Consider the following 24,576-nt stretch of genomic DNA (forward strand, 5'->3'; position numbering starts at 1 on the left):
GATTAAGCAAGGGGTCAGCCATGAAAAACTTATACAAAACAGCTACGCCAATGAAAATATGGTTAGTCGGTGCGTCACAAGGCATAGGTTTAGAGCTAATAAAAATATGGCTAGAGCAAGGTCATAGCGTCATTGCCAGCGCGCGAGCGGCAGAAACTTCGCCTGAATTGGCAGACTTGTCCAAGCGTTATGCAGGGTTGAAATGTTTAAACCTTGACGTAACCGATCCACAAGACACAGCGGTTAAAGCTGACCAGGCCTGGTCGATGTTTAAAGGGATTGACCTGTGGTTTTATAATGTCGGCGCTTACCAACCGATGAAAATCGAACAATGGCAATGGCAAGATTTTGTCAAGATGAACCAAGCTAACTATCTGGGTGCGGTTGCGCTGATGCTCGCGCTCCAGCCCCATTTTGCCAAGCAAGGGCGCGGCCGATGGATCTGGAATATCAGTCTAGCCAGTTACTTCGGTCTGCCTTATGGCGGCGGCTACTCCGCACCCAAAGCAGCGTTGCTAAATCTCGCCGAATCCCTCCAGCCTGAATTGGCGCAGCAATCCATTGCGCTACAAGTCATTAATCATGGCTTTGTTAAAACCCGCTTGACCGCAAAAAATGATTTTGAAATGCCAGGCCTGGTCGAACCACCACAGGCTGCGCGGCTGATTGATAAGGGGTTGCAAAGCAAGAGCTTTGAGATTCGTTTTCCGTTTGGCTTGCGGTTTTTCCTGAGTATGCTCAAACTAATGCCTTATTCTTGGGCGTTAAGCCTAACCCGAAAAATGCTAAAACCTAACTAAGAGAACCCTATGAATCCAAATGACACAGACATTAACCAAGTATTAAACGCTTACAAAACCCTGTTTGAAGAATTAGACCCTGTTCATTTTCAGGGAGCGTTTGCCAAAATCTACGATCGCAACATCTACTTTAAAGACCCCTTTAACGAAGTCCGAGGTCTGGCCGACGTCAACCAAATTTTTAAGCACATGTTTGCCAACCTGCACGAGCCGCAGTTTAGAATTCATGCAATGGCCGGGCAAGACAAAACCGGCTTCCTGGAATGGCGATTTTACTTTAAACGCAAACCCAACGCGCCCACGCTGCAAATCAATGGCATGAGTAAAATCTTGATTAACGATCAATCAAAAGTGATCGTGCATATCGATTATTGGGATTCCGGCGAATATGTTTATCGCAAAGTGCCGGTGTTGGGGGCGTTGAACAACTGGATCGCCGGCAAACTCAAGGCAAACTAGATGGCATCGATTCAGCGCTGGACACAACCCTTGCTTTATGGCTTACCGGCTTGGCCCTTGGCGATGCTCGGTATCCCGCTTTATATCTACCTGCCTAACTACTATCACCAAATGGGCGTTGAGCTTGCGCTAGTGGGGTTGATGCTATTGCTCGCGCGCGTCACGGATGTGATCAGCGATCCGTTAATCGGGCTAGGGCGTGACCGACTTTCCATCAACGCACGCAAGGGCATGATCGCGCTTGGTTGGCTGCTATTGCTGGTCAGCCTGTGGCAACTCTTGTTACCTGCCGACCCCAGTGCGTTGCATCTGCTGATTTGGGCATTGCTGGTTTACCTTGCTTGGAGCCTGATTATGATTCCCTATCAAGCGATGACCGCAGAAGTCACCCGCCAAGCACACCGCAAAACCACCTTTACCGCCTTTCGAGAAGCCCTTGCGATACTCGGCGTGGTAACGGTACTGCTTTTGCCGGTCATTGTGGATCAAGCCCCAGATAGTCGCACCTTTTTTAACCTGCTTTTTCCACTGATTGCGCTCAGTCTTAGCCTGTTTTTAGGGCTTATGCTCTGGCGTTTAAGGCTTCCCGTAAGGGCGAAACCGGTTGCGAAAAACGCCCTATATCACAAGCAGGCCTGGTTGCTTGTTTGGCGCGACCCCGCCTCTAGGCAACTGCTGCCTGCTTACTTCCTAAACAGCCTCGCCAACGCCTTACCCGCCAGCTTGTTTATCCTGTTTGTTGAGCATTACCTGCAACTCTCGACCCAAACCGGACTCTTGTTGTTAGCGTTTTTTATCGCCGGGATAATCGCCTTGCCCGGCTGGACATGGCTTGCTCAAAGGATAGGGAAATATCGCGCATGGCAAGGCTCGATGCTGCTAGCTTGTTTAAGTTTTGTTTGGGTATTCAGCTTACAAACCGGCGACTTCACCGCGTTTTTAGTCATCAGCTTTCTTTCCGGTCTCAGCCTAGGGGCGGATGTCGCCTTGCCATCTTCCATTCAAGCCGATATCGCACAACGCCTAAGCCAGCAGCAAGGCTCGGTTAATGGCCTGCTATTTGGAATCTGGGGAATGCTCACCAAGTTTGCGCTCGCACTCGCGGTCGGAATCGCCTTCCCGATTCTAGGCTGGCTAGGGTGGGAACAACAAAGCCCTCAAAGCCTTGAAGCCCTTGTTTGGCTCTATGCAGGCCTGCCGGTACTCATCAAGCTCAGTGTTTTATATATGCTTAAAAATACCAAATAAACGGTTTTAAAAGCGATTTAACTAAGCTATATTGTCTAGCAAATGCTAAGAGGGCGCTGGGCAATGCTAAAGCACACTAGGTTGGAACGGCTTGCAGAAATACTATCGCAAATGAAACAAAGCTACGGGCTAGACGAGTTAGCTGAAATGTTCGGCTGTAGCCTGCGAACGCTGCGCCGAGATATACATGCCCTAGAAACCGAACACCACGCCCATTGGATCATCTCAAACAACCGCGTATATTGGTCACAAGCCGCGCACCCCACGCTCTATTTGGCAGGATACTGGCTCAATACTAACGAACTTCAATCTCTGCTGATATTGAACAACAGCCTCAATCAACTGCAAGCAGGCCTGCTTGCGGAACAACTTGAACCCTTTCGCCATCACATAGAACAACGACTGGGAAAAACAAAACACCAAACCAGTCTTAGCGAAAAAATAAAAATTATTCAAATGGCGAGCGGCCCATTAAACCAAAATATATTCACTCAAATCGCCCAAGCCCTTGCCAGCCAAAAACGGCTTAACATAACATTCTGGAGCCGGCAGACTAATGAAATCAACGACCGAGAGATTTCACCGCAACAACTGATTCGTTATCGCGACCACTGGTTTCTCGATGCATTTTGTCACCACCGCCAAGCGATTCGCAGCTTTTCACTAAACGGTATTAAGCAGGCCTGCTTATCGGATCAAGCTGCGCTAACGCTCAATCCCCAAGCCCTATCAACGCATTTTGAAACCAGCTACGGCATTTTCGCCGGACAAGCTGATCAACAGGCCGTGTTCAACTTTAGCGCCTACCAAGCACGCTGGACACAATTTGAAACCTGGCACCCCAACCAGCAGGCCTGCTGGTTAAACGACGGACGCTACCAACTCACCATTCCCTACAAACACGACACCGAACTCATCCAAGACATCCTAAAACACGGCCCCGAAGTTGAAGTCGTTGAACCACCGGAACTCCGTCAAAAAGTAAAACAACGGCTAGAAGCAACACTCAAACACTATTCCAGTGACAGGATTTGTCAACGAGGGGTGGTAGAGTAGTGATGGTTGAAGAATTAAGAAGACTAAAAATAGCTGATGGAAGGTACGATGGAATATTTTGCACACTCAGGTAAAGAGCACGATAAATCCGACTGGCAAACATTGCAAGATCACTTACAAGTGGTGGCTGAGATTGCCAAGCATAATGCGCGTTATTTCGGCGCGGATGAGCTGGCTTATTTAGCAGGCCTACTACATGACCTGGGGAAATACACTTCAGCTTTTCAGGCTCGTTTAGAGGGTTCGCCAAATAAGGTAGATCATGCTACGGCTGGAGCAAAAGTGGCGGCTGAAATATTGCCCGAACCTTTCTACAAGCTTATTTCATATGCGATTGCAGGTCACCATGCAGGTTTAGCCAATGGTATTAACCAGGGCGATGGACGAAGGACGTTAGAGGCGCGCTTAAAACAAACTTTTGGTAAAGAGTTATGTCAGCCAGATAATCAGGCTTGGCGTAAAGAATTGACCTTGCCTGAAGTAAGTCAACTTTTGCCAAAAATTCAGCCTCACTCCGATCAGGCGAATCATGGTTTTCAGTTTGCATTTGTGATACGTATGATCTTTTCGTGCTTGGTCGATGCCGACTTTATTGATACTGATAAGTTTTATAAACAATTAGAGGCAAAGCCTTGGTTGCGCGGTGACTATCCCGCATTAAGTGACTTGAAACGCGTTTTTGATGAGTTTCTTGCCGCAAAAACAAGTACTAGCCAACTAACCAAGGTCAATCAATTGCGCCAAAGTATTTTGTCTGCTGCACGTGAACGAGCGCAGTTACCACCTGGCCTGTTTACGTTGACCGTTCCAACGGGTGGCGGCAAAACCTTTAGCTCTATGGCGTTTGCGTTGGATCATGCTTTGCAACATGGTATGCGCCGAATCATTTATGTAATCCCGTTTACCAGCATTATTGAACAGAACGCCAGGGTGTTTCGCGAGGCGTTTGGTGAGTTGGGTGAATCCTCCGTGCTTGAGCATCACAGTAACTTTGATGATCGACACATTAAAAACGAGAATACGCAAGATAAACTCAAGCTGGCAATGGAAAACTGGGATATGCCGATTGTGGTGACCACTGCAGTGCAGTTTTTTGAGTCACTATTTGCCGATCGGCCTTCGCGTTGCCGCAAGTTACATAATATTTCTGGCAGTGTGATTATTTTGGATGAAGCGCAAACCCTGCCGCTTAAATTTCTAAAACCTGTGATGGCGGCGATTGATGAGTTGGCTCGAAATTATGGGTGTTCCGTCGTTTTGTGTACGGCAACACAACCTGCTTTATGCGAGCCGGACTTTAATAAAGGTTTTGAAAATGTGCGCGAGATTGCGCCGAATCCTGCACAACTTTTTGAAGAATTAAGCCTTGTCAGCGTCAGCCACTTAGGCGAATTGGATGATGAAAAACTGTTAGAACGGATTCAAGCAAATGAACAAATTCTGACCATTGTAAATAACCGTCGTCATGCACAGTCACTATTTAAGTCCCTTAAAGAAAAAAAGGTTGAAGGTGTTTTTCATCTTACAACCCTTATGTGTGCCGCTCATCGTGTCCAAACTCTAAATCTCATCCGAGAAAGGCTCAAAAACAACCAGGCCTGCCGAGTTGTTTCAACCTCATTAATCGAGGCGGGTGTTGATGTTGACTTTCCATGCGTTATGCGTGCCGAAGCCGGACTGGATTCAATTGCCCAAGCCGCTGGGCGCTGTAACCGTGAGCGCTTAAAAACCAAAGAAGAAAGCCATGTTTGGGTGTTTAAGTCGCCCGATTGGAAAATACCACCAGAATTAGAAGGTTTGTCGGCAGGTATGCGTTCGGTGTTTCGGCGCGGTTATGACAATTTACTGGGGCAGGAAGCGATTAAAGAATATTTTTCAGAAGTCTATTGGCGCAAGGGCGATGAGTTAGATCAAAAGCAACTAATGAAGATGCATCAGGATCACGCGCCAAAGATGACGTTTCCTTTTCAAACCATTGCGAAAGAGTTTCGGATGATCGAAAGTTTTATGCAGCCTATTTTTGTGCCGTTTGACGAGGATGCAGAATCTTTATTGGTACAGCTTAATACAACAGATGAAGTCAGTAAGCTATTGCGAAAACTCCAACCGTATATTGTGCAAATTCCCCAAAAAGGGTTTGAAGCATTACAGATGGCTGGAGCGATTCAGACGGTTGCACCGCATCGGTTTGAAGATCAGTTTTGGCAATTGATTAACCAAGATATTTACGATAATGAGTTTGGCATCAGTTGGAATAATCCGACCTTTATCAAAGCAGAGTCTTCAATTATTTAATAATAGTTAAAAGAAGTTATTTGTTGACAGGTCATAAGGAATGAAATAATATCTTTTCGGAGCGCTTCGAGGAGATATGGAATGAACAGTCGATGGATGATTCATCTTGAGAAAGGTGATGATGACAAAATGATTTTTAAATTCGGTGGACAGTTTTACCTTCCTGTAAGAGCATTCGGGTGGGTGGCTGGCATTGTGTTAATTATTTTGACTGGACGTTATCTTTTCTAAGTTGCTTGGTCTCGTTTTTTGAACGTGTGGATTGAAACTTTTAACTATTTTTAAAGAGGTATTTTATGTCGCGCCCAATTAGGGCGCGTGGATTAGGCGACGAATTTAAATAGCCAAGAAGGAGAATCCTATGGCTTACGGAATTAAACTGCATGTTTGGGGCGAATATGCATGCTTTACACGCCCGGAAATGAAGGTGGAGCGGGTGTCGTATGATGTGATAACGCCTTCTGCCGCACGCGGCATTTTAGAAGCAATTCACTGGAAACCTGCCATTCGTTGGGTCGTAGATCGAATCCATGTTTTAAAGCCGGTGCGTTTTGAATCGATTCGACGCAATGAGTTGGGAAATTGCAAAATATCATCTTCCAAAGTTAGCGGTGCAATGAAGCGTAAGACTACGCAAGATTTATTTTTTTTGATTGATGAGGGTGATAATCGCCAGCAACGTGCAACAACATTACTGCGCGATGTGGGGTACGTTATAGAAGCTCACTTTGAGCTGACTGATAAAGCGGGTGCTGAAGATTCAGTAGGCAAGCATTTGGATATTTTTAACCGCCGAGCGCGCAAGGGACAATATTTTCATCAGCCGTGCTTAGGTAATCGTGAATTCCCGGCTTATTTTGAACTGATCGAAATGGATAATGATTTTCCCTCTTCCGATTTGGCTGATGAATCTAAGGATTTGGGTTGGATGTTACATGACATCGACTTTGCTAATGACGCCGAACCGAAGTTTTTTAGAGCTGAGTTAAAGCAGGGTGTGATTGAAGTCCCTCCTTTTAATGCAAGGGAGGTGCTGCAATGATTTTAACAGCCTTAACTGAATATTATGATCGCTTAGTGAATGCTAAAGAAGGTGCGAAAGTCCCCTCGTTTGGATTTAGTGAAGAAAAAATCAGTTACATTCTTGTACTTTCAAGGGAAGGTGATTTGGTTGATATTGTGCCTAACTTAACGGCAGACAAAAAACCTCAGCCTAAATTTATGGCGGTGCCTAGGCCAGAAAAAAGAACGTCGGGCATAAAGCCAAATTTTTTGTGGGATAAAACAGCCTATGTATTAGGCATGGCAATGCCAAAAGACAAAAAAAGTGATGCCTTATTCGAGCTTTCTCTAGCCACTTTTGAAGCATTCAAGGATTATCACCTTCGTGTTTTAAATGATGCGGTTGATCCAGCTTTAAAAGCGCTGTCTTTGTTTTTGCAAAATTGGAATCCAGTAAAGTCTAACTTTACAATCCTAAAGCCGGAGGTGTTGGATGCCAATGTTGTTTTTCAATTGGATGGTGAGCGGCAGTATATCCATGAATCACAAGAGGCAAAGACACTTTGGTCGTCACAGTTAAAGTCCGATGACGCTCAAGAAACCATGTGCTTGATTACAGGCAAGCAACGCCCCATTTCTAGGCTACATCCTTCTATCAAAGGCGTTTCCGGTGGTCAAAGTTCAGGTGTGTCGATTGTTTCATTCAACAAGGAATCATTTGAATCGTACGGGAAAGAGCAGGGCGTTAATGCACCTGTATCTGAACAAGCCGCTTTTGCTTACACCACTGCATTAAATTACTTGTTGCGTCGAGAAAACAACCAAAGCATTTCCTTAGGCGATACTACACTCGTTTTCTGGGCGCTGGCGGATGATTCCAAGAATGCTCAGCAAGCCGAATCCCTATTTATGAATTTCTTTAATCCGCCCTACGTGTCAGATGAGTCGGAAACGGTGCAGGTGAAGGCTGAAATCGAAAAACTGGCAAAAGGACGACCCTTGTCTGAAATTGCACCCGATCTTGACCCAAAAACCCAGTTTTTTATTTTGGGATTAGCGCCGAATGCCGCGCGTCTTTCGATTCGCTTTTGGTTGCAGACTGAGTTTGGTCATATTCAACAAAGGTTGGCCGAGCATTTTCAAGATTTAGCGCTAGATCCATTGCCGTGGAAAATGCCACCATCAATCTGGCGTCTGTTAATGCAACTTGCACCGCATCGAGAAGGCCAAAAGCCAAAAATGGAAGATGTGCCAAGTCATTTAGCTGGCGAACTGATGCGCGCTATTTTGACAGGGCAACGCTATCCCAGAGCCATTCTTACACAGGTGTTAGCGCGTTTTCGCGCCGATGGCGATATTAGCGGCTTACGCATCGCGTTGGTGAAAGCCGTTTTACAAAGAGAGTTTAGAAAACAATTAACCAAAGAGGAGATACCTATGAGTTTGGACGAATCCAATACTAATCCTGCGTATTTGCTAGGCAGGCTGTTTGCTGTTCTAGAAAATATTCAGCGCATTGCACTAGGTGACAAGGTAAATGCCACGATTGCAGACAAATATTATGCCTCGGCTTCAACTGTGCCTTATTCGGTATATCCACGGCTGTTGGCAGGCAGTAAGCATCATCTGTCTAAAGTTCGTAAAGAAAAACCGGGCCTGACATTTAATTTGGAAAAAGAAATGGGGCAAATTATGGGGTTATTACCCAGTGAATTTCCGCGTCATTTTTCGATTGAAAACCAAGGCCGGTTTTCAATTGGTTATTACCAGCAAAAGTATAAATCCAATAAAGATAAATCTATTGACGTTATTTCTGAAATTGAAGGAGATGAATAATGACTATCCAAAATCGCTATGAATTTGTTTACTTTTTTGACGTAACTAACGGTAACCCAAATGGTGATCCAGATGCAGGCAATATGCCGCGCCTTGATCCAGAGTCGAGTAAAGGATTAGTGACGGATGTCAGCTTAAAACGCAAAATCCGTAACTTCATTCAATTAAGTGAAGAAAATGCGCCGGGTTATGACATCTATGTGCAAGAAAAGAGTGTTTTGAACCTCCAGAATAAGAAAGCTTATGATGCACTGGACATTAAACCTGAAGCGAAGAAGTTGCCAAAAGATCAGCAAAAAGCCAAAGAGGTTACCGATTGGATGTGCGCTAACTTTTTTGACGTTAGAGCCTTTGGTGCGGTAATGACAACCGAAGTCAATTCAGGTCAAGTACGCGGGCCGTTACAGTTGGCCTTTGCAAAATCGATTGATCCGATTATTCCATTAGAAGTTTCGATTACTCGTATGGCAGTAACCAATGAAAAAGACTTGGAAAAAGAACGCACTATGGGGCGTAAGCATATCGTGCCTTATGGCTTGTATCGAGTGCATGGTTTTGTTTCTGCCAAGCTAGCCGAAAAAACAGGCTTTTCGGATGCTGACCTAGAAAAAGTTTGGAAGTCATTGGAAATGATGTTTGAGCATGACCATTCAGCCGCTCGTGGCGAAATGTCGGCACGTAAATTGATTGTATTTAAACATGATAATGCGTTGGGCAGCGCACCAGCGCATAAACTATTTGAACGTGTCACGGTTGAGCGTGTTAATGGTGAGGATGGGACACCTGCCAGTGAGTTTAAAGATTATGCTATCCATCTAAATACAGAAGGCTTGGCGCAAATGGGTGTTGAAGTCATCGAGGTCTTCTAACCATGTCCGATACCCGCTTGATTCCTTTGTCGGCATTACAGCATTATGCTTTTTGTCGGCGTCAGTGTGCGCTCATTCATAATGAGCAGGCCTGGTCGGAAAATTGGCTGACCGCGCAAGGCCAGCAATTGCATCAGCGGGTGGATCATGGTTTACCCGAATCCCGCAAAGGGATTCGTTACGAACGTGGGGTAGAGGTTTCTGCCCCAACGCTCGGTTTAACCGGAAAGCTGGATTTGGTGGAGGTGGAAATCGCCACTGGAGTCTGTTTTCCTGTTGAATACAAGCGTGGCAAACCCAAACAAGATCATATCGATTTAATTCAGCTTTGCGCCCAAGCGCTTTGCCTAGAAGAAATGCTCAATATTAACGTGTCACACGGCGCGATTTGGTATTGGCAAACTCGTCATCGTCATCAAGTCGAAATCACGCCTGAACTGCGGCAAGAAACGCTAAGTATTATTGACGCAACCCGCAGCTTGCTCAATTCCGGCCAAACCCCCAAAGCCAAGTATGAGAAAAAGTGCCAGGCCTGTTCTTTGTATGATTTGTGTAATCCTAAGCTGACGTTTCGCGATACCAGTCGAGCCTATGTAAAGACGATTTATCAGGAGAATGCCGATGAAGAAACTGCAAAATAGCCTTTACATCACCCGCCAAGGGGCTTACCTGCACAAAGAGCGCGAAACCTTAGTGATTGAGGTTGAGAAGGAAAAGGCGATGCAAGTGCCGATTCATGCAATCCAAGCGATTTATTGTTTTGGAAATGTGATGGTCTCGCCGTTTTTAATGGGATTTTGCGGCGAAAATGGCGTGCACTTAGCGTTTTTTACCGAATACGGACGCTTTTTAGGGCGCTTGCAAGGTAAGCAAACCGGCAATGTTTTATTGCGACAAACACAGTATAAAACTGCCGAGCTTAAACCCGAATCGATCTCGCGCAATATCATTGCCGCGAAAATCACCAATTCACGATCCGTGTTGTATCGGCATTTGCGTAATCACGGCGAAAATGCCGATGTTAATCAAGCGATTGTGCAAATGTCTTCCTCGTTAAGACGGCTGCAAAAAAGAGACAATCTAGACAGTATTCGCGGTATAGAAGGTGAGGCTGCCGCTTTTTATTTTGGTGTATTCGATCAACTCATTTTGCCTTCGGTTGGTAAAGGCTTTGAATTTAACACGCGAAGTCGCCGACCACCGTTAGATCGTGTAAATGCCTTGTTATCCTTTTTATACAGCGTGGTCGGCAATGATATTACTGCCGCGCTACAGGGGGTAGGGCTTGATCCGCAAATGGGCTTTTTGCATCAAACCAGGCCTGGTCGTGACAGCTTAGCGCAAGATGTATTGGAAGAGTTTCGTGCTTGGCTAGTTGATAGATTGGTGCTGAGTCTGATTAATCGCAAACAAATTAAAGCCAACGATTTTGAAATTGAAGTCAGCGGGGCAGTCAAATTAAAAGACGATGCGCGTAAAACCGTGTTGGTTGCTTTGCAAAACCGCAAACAAGAAACGGTTAAACATCCGTTTTTAAACGAAGATGTACCGATTGGCTTATTGCCCCATGTTCAAGCCTTGTTGTTGGCGAGACATTTACGTGGCGATTTAGCTGAATATCCGCCTTTTGTGCCGCGATAGGAGGTGCGCGATGATGGTTTTAATCACTTACGATATTTCGTTTGACGACCCGGGCGGACAACGCCGTTTGCGCCACATTGCTAAAGCTTGCTTGGATTATGGTGTGCGCGTGCAATACTCGGTTTTTGAATGTGAACTGGACCCGGCGCAATGGGTAGTTTTAAAAGCAAAATTACTCGAAATTTATAATGAAGATAGTGACAGTTTACGTTTTTACATGCTGGGTGCTAAATGGCGAAGTAAAGTTGAACATCATGGTGCTAAAAAAGCACTGGATATTTTTCAGGATACATTGATTTTATAAAGTTATCCTATATGATAACAAGGATGGGCTATGTCTAAAGAGTGGACAATAAAATTTTATACGGGTGTAGAAAACGATATTCGTGAAATGCCTGTTGGTATTCGAAGTAGGATGGTGAAGTTACTTGAAGTGATTCAGATAAAAGGTCCTGATTTAGGTGAGCCAATGACGAAACCGATGGGTAAAGGGTTATTTGAAATCCGAGCAAAAGGGACGGAAGGGATTGGCCGAAGCCTATTTTGTTATCAAAAAGGAAGGATGATTGTAGTCTTATATGCTTTTGTTAAAAAAACACAGAAGACGCCCAAAACTATTTTGGAGATTGCAAGGCAACGTCAAAAGGAGATTGAAACATGCAAATGATGACATTAGATAAACTTAAAAATGAATTAATGCAGGATCCTGATTTTAAAAAGGAATATGATGCGCTTGAAGAAGAATTCAAGTTGATTGAAGTCTTGGTTGATATGCGTCAAAAAGCAGGTCTAACGCAAGAAGAAATTGCGCAAAAAATTGGCACTAAAAAAAGTAATATTAGTAGGCTAGAGTCTGGCACTGGTAACCCTGGCTGGAAAACGCTACAAAAATATGCTCACGCCTGCGGTTTTAAAATTCAATTGCAATATTCTTAATGTAGCCTGACTACTTTGTTAACGCTAACCCCTAGTGCTCTTTAAAAACTTGGAACTTTAGCGAGGATAAAAAATAGTACATTTATCAAGTTTTGGCATAAATATATGTGTGATTTGTTAAAATGCACAGGCTTATTTTTTAGGTTAGCGAATTCCCGCCTACAAACTATCGATTTGTCTAGACTAAATAGATAAGCAGTCGCGCCCCATGCGGGCGCGTGGATTGAAACTATATGTCTGAGTTTCTGCTATACCCCCATTTGTAGTCGCGCCCCATGCGGGCGCGTGGATTGAAACTACTTGCAATCCATAAAATACATAATCTTTGATCGTCGCGCCCCATGCGGGCGCGTGGATTGAAACATCATAAAAAGCATCTTCAGATAAACCCTTTACAGTCGCGCCCCATGCGGGCGCGTGGATTGAAACAGATTATATGTAATCCCCCCAACCCCTTACGCTTGTCGCGCCCCATGCGGGCGCGTGGATTGAAACATTTGATTTAGTTTTCCGCTGGTCATGTATACCACGTCGCGCCCCATGCGGGCGCGTGGATTGAAACACGCTTTAACGGATTTAACACAAGATGCATTTAATGTCGCGCCCCATGCGGGCGCGTGGATTGAAACACCATCGGTGAAAGCAAGATCAACACCGCAACACGGTCGCGCCCCATGCGGGCGCGTGGATTGAAACAGATTGGCGCCATGCTTGGCTTAGATGACGCGCAAGTCGCGCCCCATGCGGGCGCGTGGATTGAAACGACTTGTACCGTTTTTGGTTTCAGGCAGGTAGGTGGTCGCGCCCCATGCGGGCGCGTGGATTGAAACACAAACTCATTTATCAACAAGCCAATTCGATACGGCGTCGCGCCCCATGCGGGCGCGTGGATTGAAACTGTAAATCAATTTGTTTTAAGTCATCTTGCTAAAGTCGCGCCCCATGCGGGCGCGTGGATTGAAACATTTAAGATCATTAGTTAATCATCATAAAATTTAGTCGCGCCCCATGCGGGCGCGTGGATTGAAACTTGATTGCCTTGTTTGATCTTGGTTTGAAACAGGTGTCGCGCCCCATGCGGGCGCGTGGATTGAAACCAAGATTTTACGCCGGCTGGTGTTGATGTTCATTGTCGCGCCCCATGCGGGCGCGTGGATTGAAACCCCTTATGCTGATGTAACCCATGACGGCAAAAGGGGTCGCGCCCCATGCGGGCGCGTGGATTGAAACAATATCTCTATGCTTTAGGGCGTTTATTTGTTGCGGGTCGCGCCCCATGCGGGCGCGTGGATTGAAACCCCACATAAATTCTGCCACGCTGTAGCCGTAAAACGTCGCGCCCCATGCGGGCGCGTGGATTGAAACAATCATCACTAAATATAGATCAGGTTGGGATGCTGTCGCGCCCCATGCGGGCGCGTGGATTGAAACCAGCCACTGCGCCTAGCCCGGACTATGGCGCGTTGTCGCGCCCCATGCGGGCGCGTGGATTGAAACAGATATCCAGCAACATGTTTATACAACTGACGCACGTCGCGCCCCATGCGGGCGCGTGGATTGAAACACGCATCACCCATTCGGCTTTGATGGTCATCCAGCGTCGCGCCCCATGCGGGCGCGTGGATTGAAACAGGCGTAACCCTCAGTTGTATGCGGCTTGTGGCAGGTCGCGCCCCATGCGGGCGCGTGGATTGAAACAGATTACGCGCGAACGCCCCGGCGTTGGACGAGGTCGCGCCCCATGCGGGCGCGTGGATTGAAACAGCAGTTATTACAACCCCTGTAATGGCTAACTATGGTCGCGCCCCATGCGGGCGCGTGGATTGAAACGCTTGGGTCTGCGTTGATGCCAGGCTGGGTATTGTGTCGCGCCCCATGCGGGCGCGTGGATTAAAACGTGCCATGCCAGGTGTTGAAGATGATTTACAGAAAGTCGCGCCCCATGCGGGCGCGTGGATTGAAACTCAAATGTTTACGCTATGAGCAAGCTAGTCGTGTTGTTCTTTTTATGCCTTTCTCTTTCCCTTCTTTAAAAGAAGTATGCATTACAGTTCCTTGAAATAATAAGTGATTATGGATGCAAAAAGCTGATTCATCGACTGTTGTTAGCCCTTCGATAGTTGTTCTTAGTTTACTAACTTTATACTCTTTGTCACATTCAGGGCAGTAAACAATACCATCAATTCTGTTTTTTAAAGCAAAACTGATGAAGCTATTTACATTTAAGCGTGTAGATGCCTCATCAGGAAGATCCAATGTTGCCCCTTTAATTTCCAACGCATTTGTAAGCCATTCTTTGAATGCGTTTTGATACTCTCTGTGGAAGCCGCCTGGGGATAACCAGTTGGTAAAGTCCTGGGTTTTAAATGTAAACGTGCCTAAAGTTATTTTTTGGGTTTTAACGTATGACACGGGTTCCATATCAATTTTTAACTCTTTTTGGGTGTAGTGTTTAAATCTTATGTATTCAGGTTTATTTGATGACATGGTGCTTTTCCAGTAACTTTGAAGTTTGGTGATATACTCAATAGAACATATTATCGAAAATCAAGTAAATATGTTCTATGTTTAAACCTTTAAGCCGGTGTTTGTGGAGCTGGATAAAGGTTTATAATTATTTTCAGTGGATTATAAGGGGAGTGATATGAGTGATGAATTGGAGAATGCGGTGGAAAAGCCGTTGAGCGAGGCGTTGGCGTTGCAGGAGGGTTCGCAAGATTTATTTGCGCGTTTAACGGCGTTGCGAGCGGGTGTTGAGGGGGTGGCGCAGCAGCGTGCTCGGCAGGTGTTGCAGGATTTGTTACTGCGGGTGAAAAGGGGTTACGCCACTTTGGATTCAATTGATTATTTACTAACCCATGATCCAGAGCAGGCGGCGAAGTTGGCTGAGGATTTTGCGGATTTATCACCGGAGGGCATGGCCGCGCAACGTGAGCGCCTTGCGCAGTTAGAGCAGAATGCACAGGCGCAGTTGGCGAGGTTACCGGCTTCGGGTGATCAAACGAGCGATTAGCGCTGCTTTTTGAGCAGCAGTAGCAAGAACAAGCCAAGCGCGCTGACGACAATCGCCGGGCCTGAGGGCAAGTCGGCATAGTAGGACAGTCCGAGGCCGATGATGACGCTGAGGCTGGCGAGTAAAAACGTGTAGCCCAGCATTTGTTCCGGTGTATGAGCAAGTCGTCGGGCACTCGCAGCGGGCAGAATTAGTAGTGAGGTAATCAACAGTACCCCAACCACTTTCATCGCGACGGCAATCACTAAGGCGAGCAAAAGCGTCATCTGTAGTTGCATTTGTTTGACGTTTACGCCTTCAACCTGGGCAAGTTCCGTGTTGAGTGTTAGGTTGAGCAGGTCATGCCAGTGTTGGTAAAAAAATCCGGTAACAAGCAAACCGATCACAGCCATCCAAATTAAATCAGTGGCATGGAGGCTGAGAATATCACCAAATAAATACCCCAGAATATCCAGCTGAATATTGCCTTGAAGACTGAGCACGACCAGGCCTGTTGCCAACGCGCCGTGGGCTAAAATGCCGAGCAGGGTATCCGAGGCGAGTTGGGCATTGCGTCGTAAACTATGCAATCCCAGCACGATTAAAAATGAGGTCAGAATAATCGCCAGCGTGAGGTTGATTTGTAGCACTAGCCCCAGCCCTATGCCGAGCAGCGCCGAATGGGCAAGGGTTTCGCCAAAATAGGCTTGGCGCTGCCAAACCACAAACACGCCCAGTGGCGCGGCGAGCCAAGCGGCGAGTAAGCCGCCGGCGAGTGCCAGCAGCATAAAATGATCAATCATGCTTGGCGTCTCCATGCTGGCAATGGTCGTGGTGATGTTGATAGAGCGCATGTTCGGGCAGGGTTTGGCCGAATTGCGCAATAAAACTTGGATGGTCGCGCAGGCTTTGCACCGTGCCGGAGCAGCAGACGTGTTGATTTAGACAAATGACTTGATCAGTGTGTTTCATCACCAGATGCAGGTCATGGCTAATCATCAGCACGGCGCATTGGCGTTTTTGTTGTTGGTGGTGAATAAGATGGTAGATTTGGCTTTGGCTTTGCAGATCAATGCCTTGTACCGGTTCATCAAGCACCAGCAGGTCGGGGTTGCGAATCAATGCGCGCGCCAACAATACCTTTTGCATTTCGCCGCCGGATAATCCCTGAATCGCTTGCGACAGTAACGGTTCGATAGCCAGTTCTTCTGCCATCGCTTCAAGCCCTGTGCTATGATAATCGGCCTTTTTAATTCCCAGCTGCAAAAAGCGCTTTACCGTTAGCGGTAGCGTCGGATCAATCTGAATTTTTTGTGGCATAAAACCAAGCACTAGGTTGTGGTGATGTTTGACCCGACCTTGAGTGGGCTGGAGAATTTTAAGCAGAATTTTGATAAGCGTGGATTTGCCGGCACCATTTGGACCGATTAGGGTGGTGATTTGATTGCGAAATACCTGTAAGCTAATGTTTTGCAGTACAGGTTTGTTATCGAATTGATGGCTGATGTTTTCAGCATGGATTAAAAGATTTTCATTCATGCAAGTATTTTACAGGATTTGAATTATGCTTAAACCTATGCAACGATTTATTTTTGTTGGCTTATTATTGAGCCTAACCAGCCTAGCTTCACAGGCGCGTGAGTTGCATCTTGTGGTGTCGATTCCGCCTTTGGCCGCGATGGTGATGCCCTTGTTGGGTGAGCAGGATCGTTTAACGGTCTTGTTAGATCAGGGCGCGACCCCGCATGGTTTTCAGTTAAAACCTAGCCATCTTCGTCAGTTAAATCAAGCGGATTTAGTGGTCAGCGTTGGCACCGGGGTGGATGCTTGGTTGCAACGCGCTTTACGTAATATTGATGCGTCTGTTTTGGTCGCGATGCAGCAACAAGGCCTGGTGGTCTTGCCAAAGCGTGAGGGTGGGGTTTGGGAAAAGCATGAGCATGCTCACGGGCATCAACAACCTCATCCTCATGCGGTAACAGACAAAAAACGTATGGATGGTCATCTATGGTTAAGCTTAGAAAATGCGCGTTTGATTATGGATGCTGTGGCGCAGCAGTTGATTGCGCTTGACCCTGCGCGCGCGGGCGAGGTGATTACTCGTCAAGAGCAAGCATGGGCAAGCCTGCAAGCGCGTCAAACCGTTTGGCAAGCACAGCTTGCGCCTTTGAAAAACCAGCCGTTTATCGTGATGCATGATGCCTATCAATATTTTGAACGTGATTTTGGCCTGCAAGCCGCCGGCACGATTCATGTCAATCCGGAAGTCCCGCCTTCCGTTCGTCGAATGCAAGCCTTGCGTCAAACCATGGCCGAGCGAGGGGTGAAGTGTGTGTTTAAAGAGCCGCAGTTTCCGGCGAGCCGAATAGAGGCAGTGGTTCGCGGCACGGATGTTAAGGTGGGTTCACTCGATCCATTAGGTTTTGATGGCGTGATTCGCCCTTATGAAGCTTTTTATGATCGCCTCGTTCAAGACTTTATCGCGTGTTTTGACTAGGGGTAAAGGTGAATAAGGTCTGTTTAATCGGTTGGCCGGGATCAGGTAAAACCCGGTTTCATACCATGGTTAGCCAGCAGGCTCAGGCCTTGGGATTGAGTCTGCGTGAAGCACCGGGTTTGGTTTGGGATAGGGGGGCAACCGAGCAGGCCTGGTTGGTTGTGGATGCCCGCCACAGGATTGAGGATGAGCGCGAGCGCGCGGCCTTGTTCAATGCAGGGGATGCGTTGGTATTGATGTTTTGGCAGGAGGTGGAATTGGCTAACCAGGCCTGGTGGCTAAAGCAGCTAAAAAGCTATGCCGACAACAAACCCTATGCGTTAGTGATGCAGGCAGGTTTAACCGATAACGAACTGCTCAAGTTGATGAGCGCGGCGCCGAGCGCCATCCGACCCGATTGGCCGATGCTAGCGCGTGTTGAATTGACTGTTCCAAGGCTTGTGCTAGAACATTTCACATTTGTGCTGGATGCGATGCAGCGCGATCCTGAGATTCAACTTTGGCGCGCGGTAGGGGTGCTGGATACCTTAGAGTATGCGAATAGGGTAGCGATCGAGGCCGGGCGCAGCGGGTTTTATCAGTATGATGCCGGTGACATGCCTGCTGGGTGTTTGCGTTTAGAGGCGCGTGCATTAAAACCGGCGGTATTAGAAGAGTGGTTGTCGGCCTGTTATGCCCCTGGCGGCTAGACATTATATGAATAACCGACTAAAATACTCTGAAATTAATTCGGCTGCCTCGTGCGGCGTTTTTTATTGACATAAATAGACAAAAGACTTGAGATGACACAAACCACTCAGTACCAAGAAATCAACGACCTATTAAGCAAAAACAAACACTATAAAGAAGGTTTTTTTACCAAGACATTGGTGCAAACCTTTGATAGAGGTTTGAATGAAGATGTCGTGCGCGCGATTTCTGCCAAGAAAAACGAACCGCAATGGATGCTAGACTTCCGCTTAAAAGCCTTTAAACATTGGCAAACGATGGTTGAACCCCATTGGGCAAAAGCCGAATATACGCCGATTGACTATCAGGATTACAGCTATTATTCTGCACCGGAATGCAGCAGCTGTAACCAGGCCTGCGATAAAGCCTTGGATGGTAAAGACCATTCTGCGCCGATGATCGATCCTGAAGTGGCGAAAGCCTTCGCCAGCTTGGGGGTGCCGATTGATGATAGCAACTCGGCCAATATTGCGGTGGATGCGATTTTTGATTCGGTATCGGTTTCGACCACCAAGCGCGATGACCTCGCCAAACTTGGGATCATTTTCTGCTCGTTTTCTGAAGCAGTTCAGGAATATCCGGAGTTGGTTCAGCAGTATATTGGATCGGTCGTGCCTTATCACGACAACTTTTTTGCCGCGCTCAATTCCGCGGTCGCCTCTGACGGTACCTTTGTGTATGTGCCGCCTGGCGTGCGTTGTCCGATTGATTTATCGACCTACTTCCGTATTAACGAAGCCAAAACCGGCCAGTTTGAACGCACTATTTTGATTGCCGATAAAGGCAGTTACGTCAGTTATCTTGAAGGCTGTTCTGCGCCGGTGCGCGATTCTTATCAATTGCATGCCGCAGTGGTTGAGGTGATCGTACATGAAGACGCCGAAGTTAAGTATTCCACTGTGCAAAACTGGTACCCGGGCGATGACGATTGCCAAGGCGGGATTTTAAATTTTGTAACCAAGCGCGGGATTTGTGAGGGCAAAAACGCCAAGCTATCTTGGACTCAGGCAGAAACCGGTTCAGCGATTACGTGGAAGTACCCTAGCTGCATATTGAAAGGTGATAACTCGATTGGTGAGTTCTATTCGGTAGCATTGACGAATCGTCGTCAACAAGCCGATACCGGCACTAAAATGATTCATATCGGCAAAAACACCCGTAGTACGATTATTTCTAAAGGCTTATCCGCCGGTAAAAGCGATAACACCTATCGTGGCTTGGTGAAGATTTTGCCGTCTGCCGAGGGTGCGCGTAACTTTACGCAATGTGATTCGATGTTGATTGGTGACCAATGTGGTGCGCATACGTTTCCCTACATTGAAGTTGAAAACCCAACGGCACAGATTGAGCATGAAGCGACCACCTCGCGGATTGGTGAAGACCAGTTGTTCTATTGTCAGCAACGCGGCATTAGCGAACAGGATGCGATTTCGATGATTGTAAACGGCTTCTGTAAAGAGGTGTTTAAAGAATTGCCGCTAGAGTTCGCACAAGAAGCCGAAGAGTTGCTGGCGATCAGCCTTGAAGGTTCCGTTGGCTAAGCTAGCCATTCAAACTATTTTTAACGCAAAAGCGAAGACAAAAACTATGTTACTAGATATTCAAAATCTACAAGCCCAGGTCGAAGATAAACAGATTCTTAAAGGGATTAATCTTCAAGTAAATCCCGGTGAAGTGCATGCCATTATGGGGCCGAACGGTTCAGGCAAAAGCACCCTGTCAAGTGTATTGGCCGGGCGTGAAGACTATGAAGTCACCGCGGGGACCGTCGCCTACCAAGGCGAAGACCTGTTAGAAATTGATGCTGAAGAACGCGCGCAAAAAGGTATTTTCTTAGCCTTTCAATATCCGGTAGAAATTCCGGGAGTGTCGAATAAATTGTTTATGCAAACCGCCGTGAATGCCGTGCGTGAAGCACGCGGTCAAGCGCCGCTAGATATGTTTGATTTTGATCAATTAGCGATGGAAAAAATGAAAGCCTTGCACATGTCACCGCTGATGTTGGAGCGTTCAGTGAATGTCGGCTTTTCCGGTGGTGAAAAGAAACGTAATGACATTTTCCAAATGGCAATGCTTGAGCCTAAGCTGTGTATTTTGGATGAAACCGATTCGGGCTTGGATATTGATGCGTTGCGCATTGTTGCCGATGGTGTTAACAGTTTACGTTCGCCGGAGCGCAGTTTTATTGTGGTCACCCATTACCAGCGTTTGTTGGATTATATTAAGCCTGATTTTGTCCATGTGCTTTATAACGGCCAGATTATTAAATCAGGTGGCTTTGAATTGGCGCAAGAACTAGAGGAGAAGGGGTATGACCACCTTATCCAAGCCCATGAAGAAGTTTAGTCCGGTCGCGCAAAGCGCGATGGATTTTTACATCGCGCTGTCTGAATCACTGAGCCTACAGGCGGGTCAGCCTGATTTGGCCGCCTTTCGTCGTGATGCGTCAGCCCGTTTTGCCGAACAGGGTTTTCCCAGTCGTCGTGATGAAGATTGGAAATATACCCCGGTAACCGGGTTTTTGCAGACGCATTATCAGGTATCGGGCGGTGCAAAAATTGACGCTTCGCAAATCAAAAAGCTTTTGCCCCCGTTTGATGTCACCCATTTGGTGTTTATTGACGGTTATTTTAGCGAAACCTATTCCGATGATATTAGCGAACTCCCACGTGGTTTAAATATTGAACCGGTAAAGGATGTGCTGGATTTTTCGCAGGGACATTGTGCTTTAATGAGCCATGAAGACAAGATACAAGCAGAACCTTTTGGTTGTTTGAATTCGATGTTATTTGATGATGGGGTACTCATTAGCCTTGAACCACATTGTCAGGTCGAACGCCCTATTTTATGTAGCTTTTTACAAACCCAAGATCGCCATGCCAATACGGTAAGAAACAAGGTCGTGCTGGCACATGGTGCGCAGCTAACGCTGATACAGCAGCATGTTACTACCCAATCAGACTTGAATGCGTTAGATAACGTGGTGTCTGAAATTGAAATTGCAGAACATGCCAACTTGCAGCAGATTATTCTGCAAGACCTTGCTACTCAAGGCGCTTATTTTGGTTTGCAGATGATTGATCAAGCTGAAAAGTCGGTGTTTAATTCGGTTTATGTCGGCCTAGGTGCCGCCTTGTCGCGTCATCAGAATGTATTGATGATGGATGGTGAACATATTGAATCCAATCAATCCAGTGCCTGTTTAGCCACCGGCAAACAAGTGATGGATACCCGCACCCATACCGAGCACCAGGCCTGGTGGGGAGTCAGCCGTCAATTACACAAATTGGTGTTAGATGATCAGGCTGTTGGCGTGTTTAATGGCATGATTAAGGTGCATCAAGGCGCGCAAAAAACTGATGGACAGATGGATAACAAGAACTTGTTGTTATCAAAAACCGCCCAAGTGGATAGCAAGCCGCAGCTTGAAATCTATGCCGATGATGTCAAGTGTTCACATGGTTCAGCGTCAGGTCAAATTAGCGATGAACAGATCTTTTACCTGCGCGCTCGAGGTATTAACCAAGCCGATGCACGACGTTTAGTGACCCAAGCTTTCCTGCTTGAGCCGCTTGAAACCGTCGCGTCAGCTAAGGCGCAGGCCTGGTTATCGAATCAGTTGACACAAAAGCTCAATGGCAATACCCAAGCTTAAACAAGCGCTTTATTCCCATGCAGCGCATGGGAATACCTCATTCATTATGAAGTAACAGGTGGTCTCGATGTTTGATCATGCCGCGCTTAGAGCGCAATTTCCGATTCTCAAGCTAACAGAAAACGGTCATCCTTTAACCTATCTTGACAATGCCTCGACCAGTCAAAAACCCCTCTCGGTGATTCAAGCGGTTGAAGATTATTATTCAACACAAAACGCCAATGTGCATCGTGGTGTCTATGGGTTGAGCGAGCGCGGTACAGACGCTTTTGAAACGGTGCGTAAAAAAGTGCAGGCCTTTGTTAACGCAAAGTCCTATAAAGAAATCATCTTTGTGCGTGGTGCGACCGAAGGCGTCAATCTAGTTGCGCAAAGTTGGGGGCGTCATTTTCTAAAGGCTGGTGATCAAGTTATCGTATCGGAAATGGAGCATCACTCCAACCTGGTGCCCTGGCAAATGCTACGCGAACAAATCGGTATTGAGGTGATTAAGTGGCCGATCAATGAGCGCGGTGAACTCAGTTTGGAGGATCTAGCAGGCCTGCTTAACGAACGCACCAAACTGGTCGCGGTAACGCAAATGTCGAATGCCTTGGGCACGATTAACCCGATTAAACAGATTGTCGAGATGGCGCATCAGGCTGGGGCGAAAGTTTTGGTTGATGGCGCACAATCAACTTCGCACATCAAGGTTGATGTGCAAGCGCTGGATGTCGATTTTCTGGTGTTTTCCGGTCACAAACTCTATGCACCAACTGGTATCGGCTGTTTATATGCTAAACAAGCTTTGCTGGAGGCGATGCCGCCTTACATGGGCGGTGGCGACATGATTTATAAGGTGAGTTTTGAACAAACTGAATACAATGAGCTACCCTATAAGTTTGAAGCCGGTACGCCGAACATTGCCGGTGTGATAGGCTTAGGTGCGGCGTTGGACTTTATCAACCAACTCGGTTTTGAACGTATCGCCCAGATTGAAGAAGAACTATTGCATTACGCCACTGAGCGTTTGAGCCAGATTGAAGGTTTGCGGATTATTGGCACGGCGGCAACTAAAGGCGCGGTGGTGTCGTTTGTGATTGAGGGAGCGCATCCGCATGACTTGGCGACGCTGCTTGATCAAGATGGCGTCGCGGTGCGCGCCAGCCATCATTGCGCGATGCCGGTGATGCTGAAATTCAATGTGCCGGCCACGGTGCGCGCATCGTTTGGTGTTTACAATAATAGAGATGACATTGATCGCCTAGTTGCGTCTATTCATGAAGCCTTGGATATGTTACGCTAAATTTTTGAATTTCTGGGAACCTGTTATGTCATCACAACCCTTAGCGTGGATACGCTTAGAGCTCTTACCGCTTGCCGATCAAACCAGCCTGTCTTCTAAAGTTGTGTGGTGGAACCCGGATCAGCGCATTATTGAAGGCGAGGGGGCGCAAGAACTCATGGATCTTGTGGAATCGGCCAAGCAAAAGGGCGTCTTGCAAACCGGTAACGGAAGCCTTGTTGAAATTACCGACCCTTTGCATCAACCTACAGAATTGGCAGCGGTCCTAGCGCAATGCTATTGGGTGATACCGCAGCCGGTTTCCTCTTCCGGTGAAAACCCGCCTTTAGAGCCAGAGAAGTCTAAGCTAAACTAATTTTTATACTATTTTTAATTTCACTAGAGATAAGTGGTTTCTTGGTCATGTTACTTAAGGTAAACTTAAAGCATGATTAAAATTGTGGAATTGTGAATGAATATATTGCTGGTTGAAGACCAGGCTATTATTAGTGAGTCTTTGGTTAGAGTGCTTGAATCCAGGCATTTTCAAGTCATGGCCTATCAATCTGCTGAAGCATTAATGGCATCTGATACTGAAGTTTTGGATTGTCAGCTGGCAATTGTTGATATTAGTTTGCCTGGAATGGATGGCATTACCCTATCTAAACGTCTGCGCGCGATGAACCCTAGCCTGGGTATTATTATTCTTACTATGCACAAGGATTTAAATCATAAGCTTCAAAGCTATGAAGCGGGTGCAGACCTGTTTTTAACCAAACCCGTGCCTGCTGTCGAACTCTTGGCGGCTATTCAGTCCTTAGTTAAACGTTTGAAACTGACTGAGATTCACGAACCTCTAATGCTTAGATTTGATCCGATTAAACAGAAACTAACCTTAGGAGAAAATTTTAGTGAAGCGCTGAGTTTTAAAGAAACCAAAATTTTACAAGCCTTGCTGCAAGCAAAGCAGCAACAGTTGGAGCATTGGGAGTTATTGGAATTAAATAATTTGGATTTGAGTAATAAAGGACGTAAGCAACTGGAAGTCATCATGTCACGCTTACGCCAAAAGTTAGTTCGAATCAGTGGGCTGTATGATAGTTTGCTGGCCGTACGCGGAATGGGTTATAGGTTAACGCTAGAAATAGAACTGCAGTTGAGTTAGCGCTGGTATTTATTTGTATAAAATTTTTTCTTAATCAGCTTTTTATCGTAGGTCTTTTATCTAAAAAGTGAAGGCTTTTGCAAGCTTTGCTCTTTTCGCGCTGATACAATAAGCCGAAAGTGATTCTAGTGT

At 46.5% G+C, this 24,576-nt stretch carries 26 protein-coding genes and 1 CRISPR repeat array; of the genes, 23 read left to right on the forward strand and 3 right to left on the reverse strand.

From position 1 onward, the window contains the following. The first annotated feature begins 20 nt into the window (after positions 1-20). The 14 genes from JX580_RS01305 to JX580_RS01370 all read left to right on the forward strand — a co-directional run bounded on the left by JX580_RS01305 (position 21) and on the right by JX580_RS01370 (position 12,142). Entirely contained in the window at positions 21-800 is a 780-nt protein-coding gene (locus JX580_RS01305) for an SDR family NAD(P)-dependent oxidoreductase (RefSeq protein ID WP_248850991.1), read from the forward strand. Between the two features lie 9 nt (positions 801-809). Further along, a complete protein-coding gene (locus JX580_RS01310; RefSeq protein WP_248850992.1) occupies positions 810-1,259 on the forward strand; it encodes a nuclear transport factor 2 family protein in 450 nt (149 codons plus the stop codon). Continuing rightward, a complete protein-coding gene (locus JX580_RS01315) occupies positions 1,260-2,507 on the forward strand; it encodes an MFS transporter (RefSeq protein WP_248850993.1) in 1,248 nt (415 codons plus the stop codon). A gap of 63 nt (positions 2,508-2,570) precedes the next feature. Further along, a complete protein-coding gene (locus JX580_RS01320) occupies positions 2,571-3,563 on the forward strand; it encodes a helix-turn-helix transcriptional regulator (RefSeq protein ID WP_248850994.1) in 993 nt (330 codons plus the stop codon). 48 nt (positions 3,564-3,611) lie between these two features. Continuing rightward, positions 3,612-5,858, forward strand: a complete 2,247-nt coding sequence (gene cas3 / locus JX580_RS01325; protein ID WP_248850995.1) for a CRISPR-associated helicase Cas3' — start codon at positions 3,612-3,614, stop codon at positions 5,856-5,858. 81 nt (positions 5,859-5,939) lie between these two features. Beyond that, positions 5,940-6,089 (forward strand): hypothetical protein, encoded by a 150-nt coding sequence (locus JX580_RS01330; RefSeq protein WP_248850996.1) that lies wholly within the window; start codon positions 5,940-5,942, stop codon positions 6,087-6,089. 130 nt (positions 6,090-6,219) lie between these two features. Continuing rightward, positions 6,220-6,900: a type I-C CRISPR-associated protein Cas5c gene (gene cas5c / locus JX580_RS01335; RefSeq protein WP_248850997.1), complete on the forward strand. Its 681-nt coding sequence runs from the start codon at positions 6,220-6,222 to the stop codon at positions 6,898-6,900. Further along, complete coding sequence (gene cas8c, locus JX580_RS01340; RefSeq protein WP_248850998.1) at positions 6,897-8,696, forward strand: type I-C CRISPR-associated protein Cas8c/Csd1; 1,800 nt, start codon at positions 6,897-6,899, stop codon at positions 8,694-8,696. Before cas5c ends, cas8c begins: the two co-directional genes overlap by 4 nt. Continuing rightward, positions 8,696-9,565 carry a type I-C CRISPR-associated protein Cas7/Csd2 gene (gene cas7c, locus JX580_RS01345; RefSeq protein WP_248850999.1) on the forward strand — a complete coding sequence of 290 codons (870 nt, stop codon included), beginning with the start codon at positions 8,696-8,698 and terminating at the stop codon, positions 9,563-9,565. Before cas8c ends, cas7c begins: the two co-directional genes overlap by 1 nt. A 2-nt stretch (positions 9,566-9,567) precedes the next feature. Then, positions 9,568-10,206 (forward strand): CRISPR-associated protein Cas4, encoded by a 639-nt coding sequence (gene cas4, locus JX580_RS01350; protein WP_248851000.1) that lies wholly within the window; start codon positions 9,568-9,570, stop codon positions 10,204-10,206. Then, positions 10,187-11,206 carry a type I-C CRISPR-associated endonuclease Cas1c gene (gene cas1c, locus JX580_RS01355; protein WP_248851001.1) on the forward strand — a complete coding sequence of 340 codons (1,020 nt, stop codon included), beginning with the start codon at positions 10,187-10,189 and terminating at the stop codon, positions 11,204-11,206. Before cas4 ends, cas1c begins: the two co-directional genes overlap by 20 nt. 10 nt (positions 11,207-11,216) lie before the next feature. Continuing rightward, positions 11,217-11,510 carry a CRISPR-associated endonuclease Cas2 gene (cas2, locus tag JX580_RS01360; protein WP_248851002.1) on the forward strand — a complete coding sequence of 98 codons (294 nt, stop codon included), beginning with the start codon at positions 11,217-11,219 and terminating at the stop codon, positions 11,508-11,510. Between the two features lie 30 nt (positions 11,511-11,540). Further along, the gene (locus JX580_RS01365; RefSeq protein ID WP_248851003.1) at positions 11,541-11,873 is read left to right on the forward strand and encodes a type II toxin-antitoxin system RelE/ParE family toxin; all 333 of its coding nucleotides are present in this window, start codon (positions 11,541-11,543) and stop codon (positions 11,871-11,873) included. Further along, the gene (locus JX580_RS01370; protein ID WP_248851004.1) at positions 11,864-12,142 is read left to right on the forward strand and encodes a helix-turn-helix domain-containing protein; all 279 of its coding nucleotides are present in this window, start codon (positions 11,864-11,866) and stop codon (positions 12,140-12,142) included. Before JX580_RS01365 ends, JX580_RS01370 begins: the two co-directional genes overlap by 10 nt. Positions 12,143-12,340: 198 nt before the next feature. After that, positions 12,341-14,106: direct repeats of the CRISPR family, unit length 32 nt; unit sequence GTCGCGCCCCATGCGGGCGCGTGGATTGAAAC. Between the two features lie 13 nt (positions 14,107-14,119). On the opposite strand, the gene JX580_RS01375 is transcribed toward JX580_RS01370, so the two are convergent. Continuing rightward, positions 14,120-14,629, reverse strand: coding sequence for a hypothetical protein (locus JX580_RS01375; protein WP_248851005.1), 510 nt, complete (start codon positions 14,627-14,629; stop codon positions 14,120-14,122). A 157-nt stretch (positions 14,630-14,786) separates the two neighbouring features. On the opposite strand from JX580_RS01375, the gene JX580_RS01380 reads away from it, so the two are divergent. Continuing rightward, positions 14,787-15,155, forward strand: a complete 369-nt coding sequence (locus JX580_RS01380; RefSeq protein WP_248851006.1) for a hypothetical protein — start codon at positions 14,787-14,789, stop codon at positions 15,153-15,155. Here the strand turns inward: JX580_RS01380 and JX580_RS01385 are convergent. Then, entirely contained in the window at positions 15,152-15,937 is a 786-nt protein-coding gene (locus JX580_RS01385) for an iron chelate uptake ABC transporter family permease subunit (protein ID WP_248851007.1), read from the reverse strand. The genes JX580_RS01380 and JX580_RS01385 overlap by 4 nt on opposite strands. Further along, positions 15,930-16,673: an ATP-binding cassette domain-containing protein gene (locus tag JX580_RS01390; protein WP_248851008.1), complete on the reverse strand. Its 744-nt coding sequence runs from the start codon at positions 16,671-16,673 to the stop codon at positions 15,930-15,932. The genes JX580_RS01385 and JX580_RS01390 overlap by 8 nt, the downstream gene beginning before the upstream one ends. Positions 16,674-16,698: 25 nt before the next feature. Here JX580_RS01390 and JX580_RS01395 point away from each other — a divergent pair, with 25 nt between their 5' ends. The 8 genes from JX580_RS01395 (at position 16,699) to JX580_RS01430 (ending at position 24,444) form a co-directional block, all read left to right on the forward strand. Beyond that, a complete protein-coding gene (locus JX580_RS01395; protein ID WP_248851009.1) occupies positions 16,699-17,631 on the forward strand; it encodes a zinc ABC transporter substrate-binding protein in 933 nt (310 codons plus the stop codon). An 8-nt stretch (positions 17,632-17,639) separates the two neighbouring features. Next, positions 17,640-18,320 carry a hypothetical protein gene (locus tag JX580_RS01400; RefSeq protein ID WP_248851010.1) on the forward strand — a complete coding sequence of 227 codons (681 nt, stop codon included), beginning with the start codon at positions 17,640-17,642 and terminating at the stop codon, positions 18,318-18,320. A 93-nt stretch (positions 18,321-18,413) separates the two neighbouring features. Then, positions 18,414-19,901 carry a Fe-S cluster assembly protein SufB gene (sufB, locus tag JX580_RS01405; protein WP_248851011.1) on the forward strand — a complete coding sequence of 496 codons (1,488 nt, stop codon included), beginning with the start codon at positions 18,414-18,416 and terminating at the stop codon, positions 19,899-19,901. Between the two features lie 46 nt (positions 19,902-19,947). After that, positions 19,948-20,706 carry a Fe-S cluster assembly ATPase SufC gene (sufC, locus tag JX580_RS01410; protein ID WP_248851012.1) on the forward strand — a complete coding sequence of 253 codons (759 nt, stop codon included), beginning with the start codon at positions 19,948-19,950 and terminating at the stop codon, positions 20,704-20,706. Next, a complete protein-coding gene (gene sufD, locus JX580_RS01415; RefSeq protein WP_248851013.1) occupies positions 20,672-22,015 on the forward strand; it encodes a Fe-S cluster assembly protein SufD in 1,344 nt (447 codons plus the stop codon). Before sufC ends, sufD begins: the two co-directional genes overlap by 35 nt. 67 nt (positions 22,016-22,082) lie before the next feature. Further along, the gene (locus tag JX580_RS01420; protein ID WP_248851014.1) at positions 22,083-23,300 is read left to right on the forward strand and encodes an aminotransferase class V-fold PLP-dependent enzyme; all 1,218 of its coding nucleotides are present in this window, start codon (positions 22,083-22,085) and stop codon (positions 23,298-23,300) included. Between the two features lie 25 nt (positions 23,301-23,325). Continuing rightward, positions 23,326-23,655, forward strand: a complete 330-nt coding sequence (locus JX580_RS01425; protein ID WP_248851015.1) for a hypothetical protein — start codon at positions 23,326-23,328, stop codon at positions 23,653-23,655. A gap of 96 nt (positions 23,656-23,751) precedes the next feature. Then, complete coding sequence (locus JX580_RS01430; RefSeq protein ID WP_248851016.1) at positions 23,752-24,444, forward strand: response regulator transcription factor; 693 nt, start codon at positions 23,752-23,754, stop codon at positions 24,442-24,444. Positions 24,445-24,576 lie beyond the last annotated feature (132 nt).

This window comes from Thiomicrospira microaerophila (assembly GCF_023278225.1).
GTDB lineage: Bacteria > Pseudomonadota > Gammaproteobacteria > Thiomicrospirales > Thiomicrospiraceae > Thiomicrospira > Thiomicrospira microaerophila_A.

Excerpts from the sequence above, each read along its gene's own strand:
- JX580_RS01305 (WP_248850991.1), top strand. The coding sequence starts at position 21 with ATGAAAAACTTATACAAAACAGCTACGCCAATGAAAATATGGTTAGTC.
- JX580_RS01310 (WP_248850992.1), top strand. The coding sequence starts at position 810 with ATGAATCCAAATGACACAGACATTAACCAAGTATTAAACGCTTACAAA.
- JX580_RS01315 (WP_248850993.1), top strand. The coding sequence starts at position 1,260 with ATGGCATCGATTCAGCGCTGGACACAACCCTTGCTTTATGGCTTACCG.
- JX580_RS01320 (WP_248850994.1), top strand. The coding sequence starts at position 2,571 with ATGCTAAAGCACACTAGGTTGGAACGGCTTGCAGAAATACTATCGCAA.
- cas3 (WP_248850995.1), top strand. The coding sequence starts at position 3,612 with ATGGAATATTTTGCACACTCAGGTAAAGAGCACGATAAATCCGACTGG.
- JX580_RS01330 (WP_248850996.1), top strand. The coding sequence starts at position 5,940 with ATGAACAGTCGATGGATGATTCATCTTGAGAAAGGTGATGATGACAAA.
- cas5c (WP_248850997.1), top strand. The coding sequence starts at position 6,220 with ATGGCTTACGGAATTAAACTGCATGTTTGGGGCGAATATGCATGCTTT.
- cas8c (WP_248850998.1), top strand. The coding sequence starts at position 6,897 with ATGATTTTAACAGCCTTAACTGAATATTATGATCGCTTAGTGAATGCT.
- cas7c (WP_248850999.1), top strand. The coding sequence starts at position 8,696 with ATGACTATCCAAAATCGCTATGAATTTGTTTACTTTTTTGACGTAACT.
- cas4 (WP_248851000.1), top strand. The coding sequence starts at position 9,568 with ATGTCCGATACCCGCTTGATTCCTTTGTCGGCATTACAGCATTATGCT.
- cas1c (WP_248851001.1), top strand. The coding sequence starts at position 10,187 with ATGAAGAAACTGCAAAATAGCCTTTACATCACCCGCCAAGGGGCTTAC.
- cas2 (WP_248851002.1), top strand. The coding sequence starts at position 11,217 with ATGATGGTTTTAATCACTTACGATATTTCGTTTGACGACCCGGGCGGA.
- JX580_RS01365 (WP_248851003.1), top strand. The coding sequence starts at position 11,541 with ATGTCTAAAGAGTGGACAATAAAATTTTATACGGGTGTAGAAAACGAT.
- JX580_RS01370 (WP_248851004.1), top strand. The coding sequence starts at position 11,864 with ATGCAAATGATGACATTAGATAAACTTAAAAATGAATTAATGCAGGAT.
- JX580_RS01375 (WP_248851005.1), bottom strand. The coding sequence starts at position 14,629 with ATGTCATCAAATAAACCTGAATACATAAGATTTAAACACTACACCCAA.
- JX580_RS01380 (WP_248851006.1), top strand. The coding sequence starts at position 14,787 with ATGAGTGATGAATTGGAGAATGCGGTGGAAAAGCCGTTGAGCGAGGCG.
- JX580_RS01385 (WP_248851007.1), bottom strand. The coding sequence starts at position 15,937 with ATGATTGATCATTTTATGCTGCTGGCACTCGCCGGCGGCTTACTCGCC.
- JX580_RS01390 (WP_248851008.1), bottom strand. The coding sequence starts at position 16,673 with ATGAATGAAAATCTTTTAATCCATGCTGAAAACATCAGCCATCAATTC.
- JX580_RS01395 (WP_248851009.1), top strand. The coding sequence starts at position 16,699 with ATGCTTAAACCTATGCAACGATTTATTTTTGTTGGCTTATTATTGAGC.
- sufB (WP_248851011.1), top strand. The coding sequence starts at position 18,414 with ATGACACAAACCACTCAGTACCAAGAAATCAACGACCTATTAAGCAAA.
- sufC (WP_248851012.1), top strand. The coding sequence starts at position 19,948 with ATGTTACTAGATATTCAAAATCTACAAGCCCAGGTCGAAGATAAACAG.
- sufD (WP_248851013.1), top strand. The coding sequence starts at position 20,672 with ATGACCACCTTATCCAAGCCCATGAAGAAGTTTAGTCCGGTCGCGCAA.
- JX580_RS01420 (WP_248851014.1), top strand. The coding sequence starts at position 22,083 with ATGTTTGATCATGCCGCGCTTAGAGCGCAATTTCCGATTCTCAAGCTA.
- JX580_RS01425 (WP_248851015.1), top strand. The coding sequence starts at position 23,326 with ATGTCATCACAACCCTTAGCGTGGATACGCTTAGAGCTCTTACCGCTT.
- JX580_RS01430 (WP_248851016.1), top strand. The coding sequence starts at position 23,752 with ATGAATATATTGCTGGTTGAAGACCAGGCTATTATTAGTGAGTCTTTG.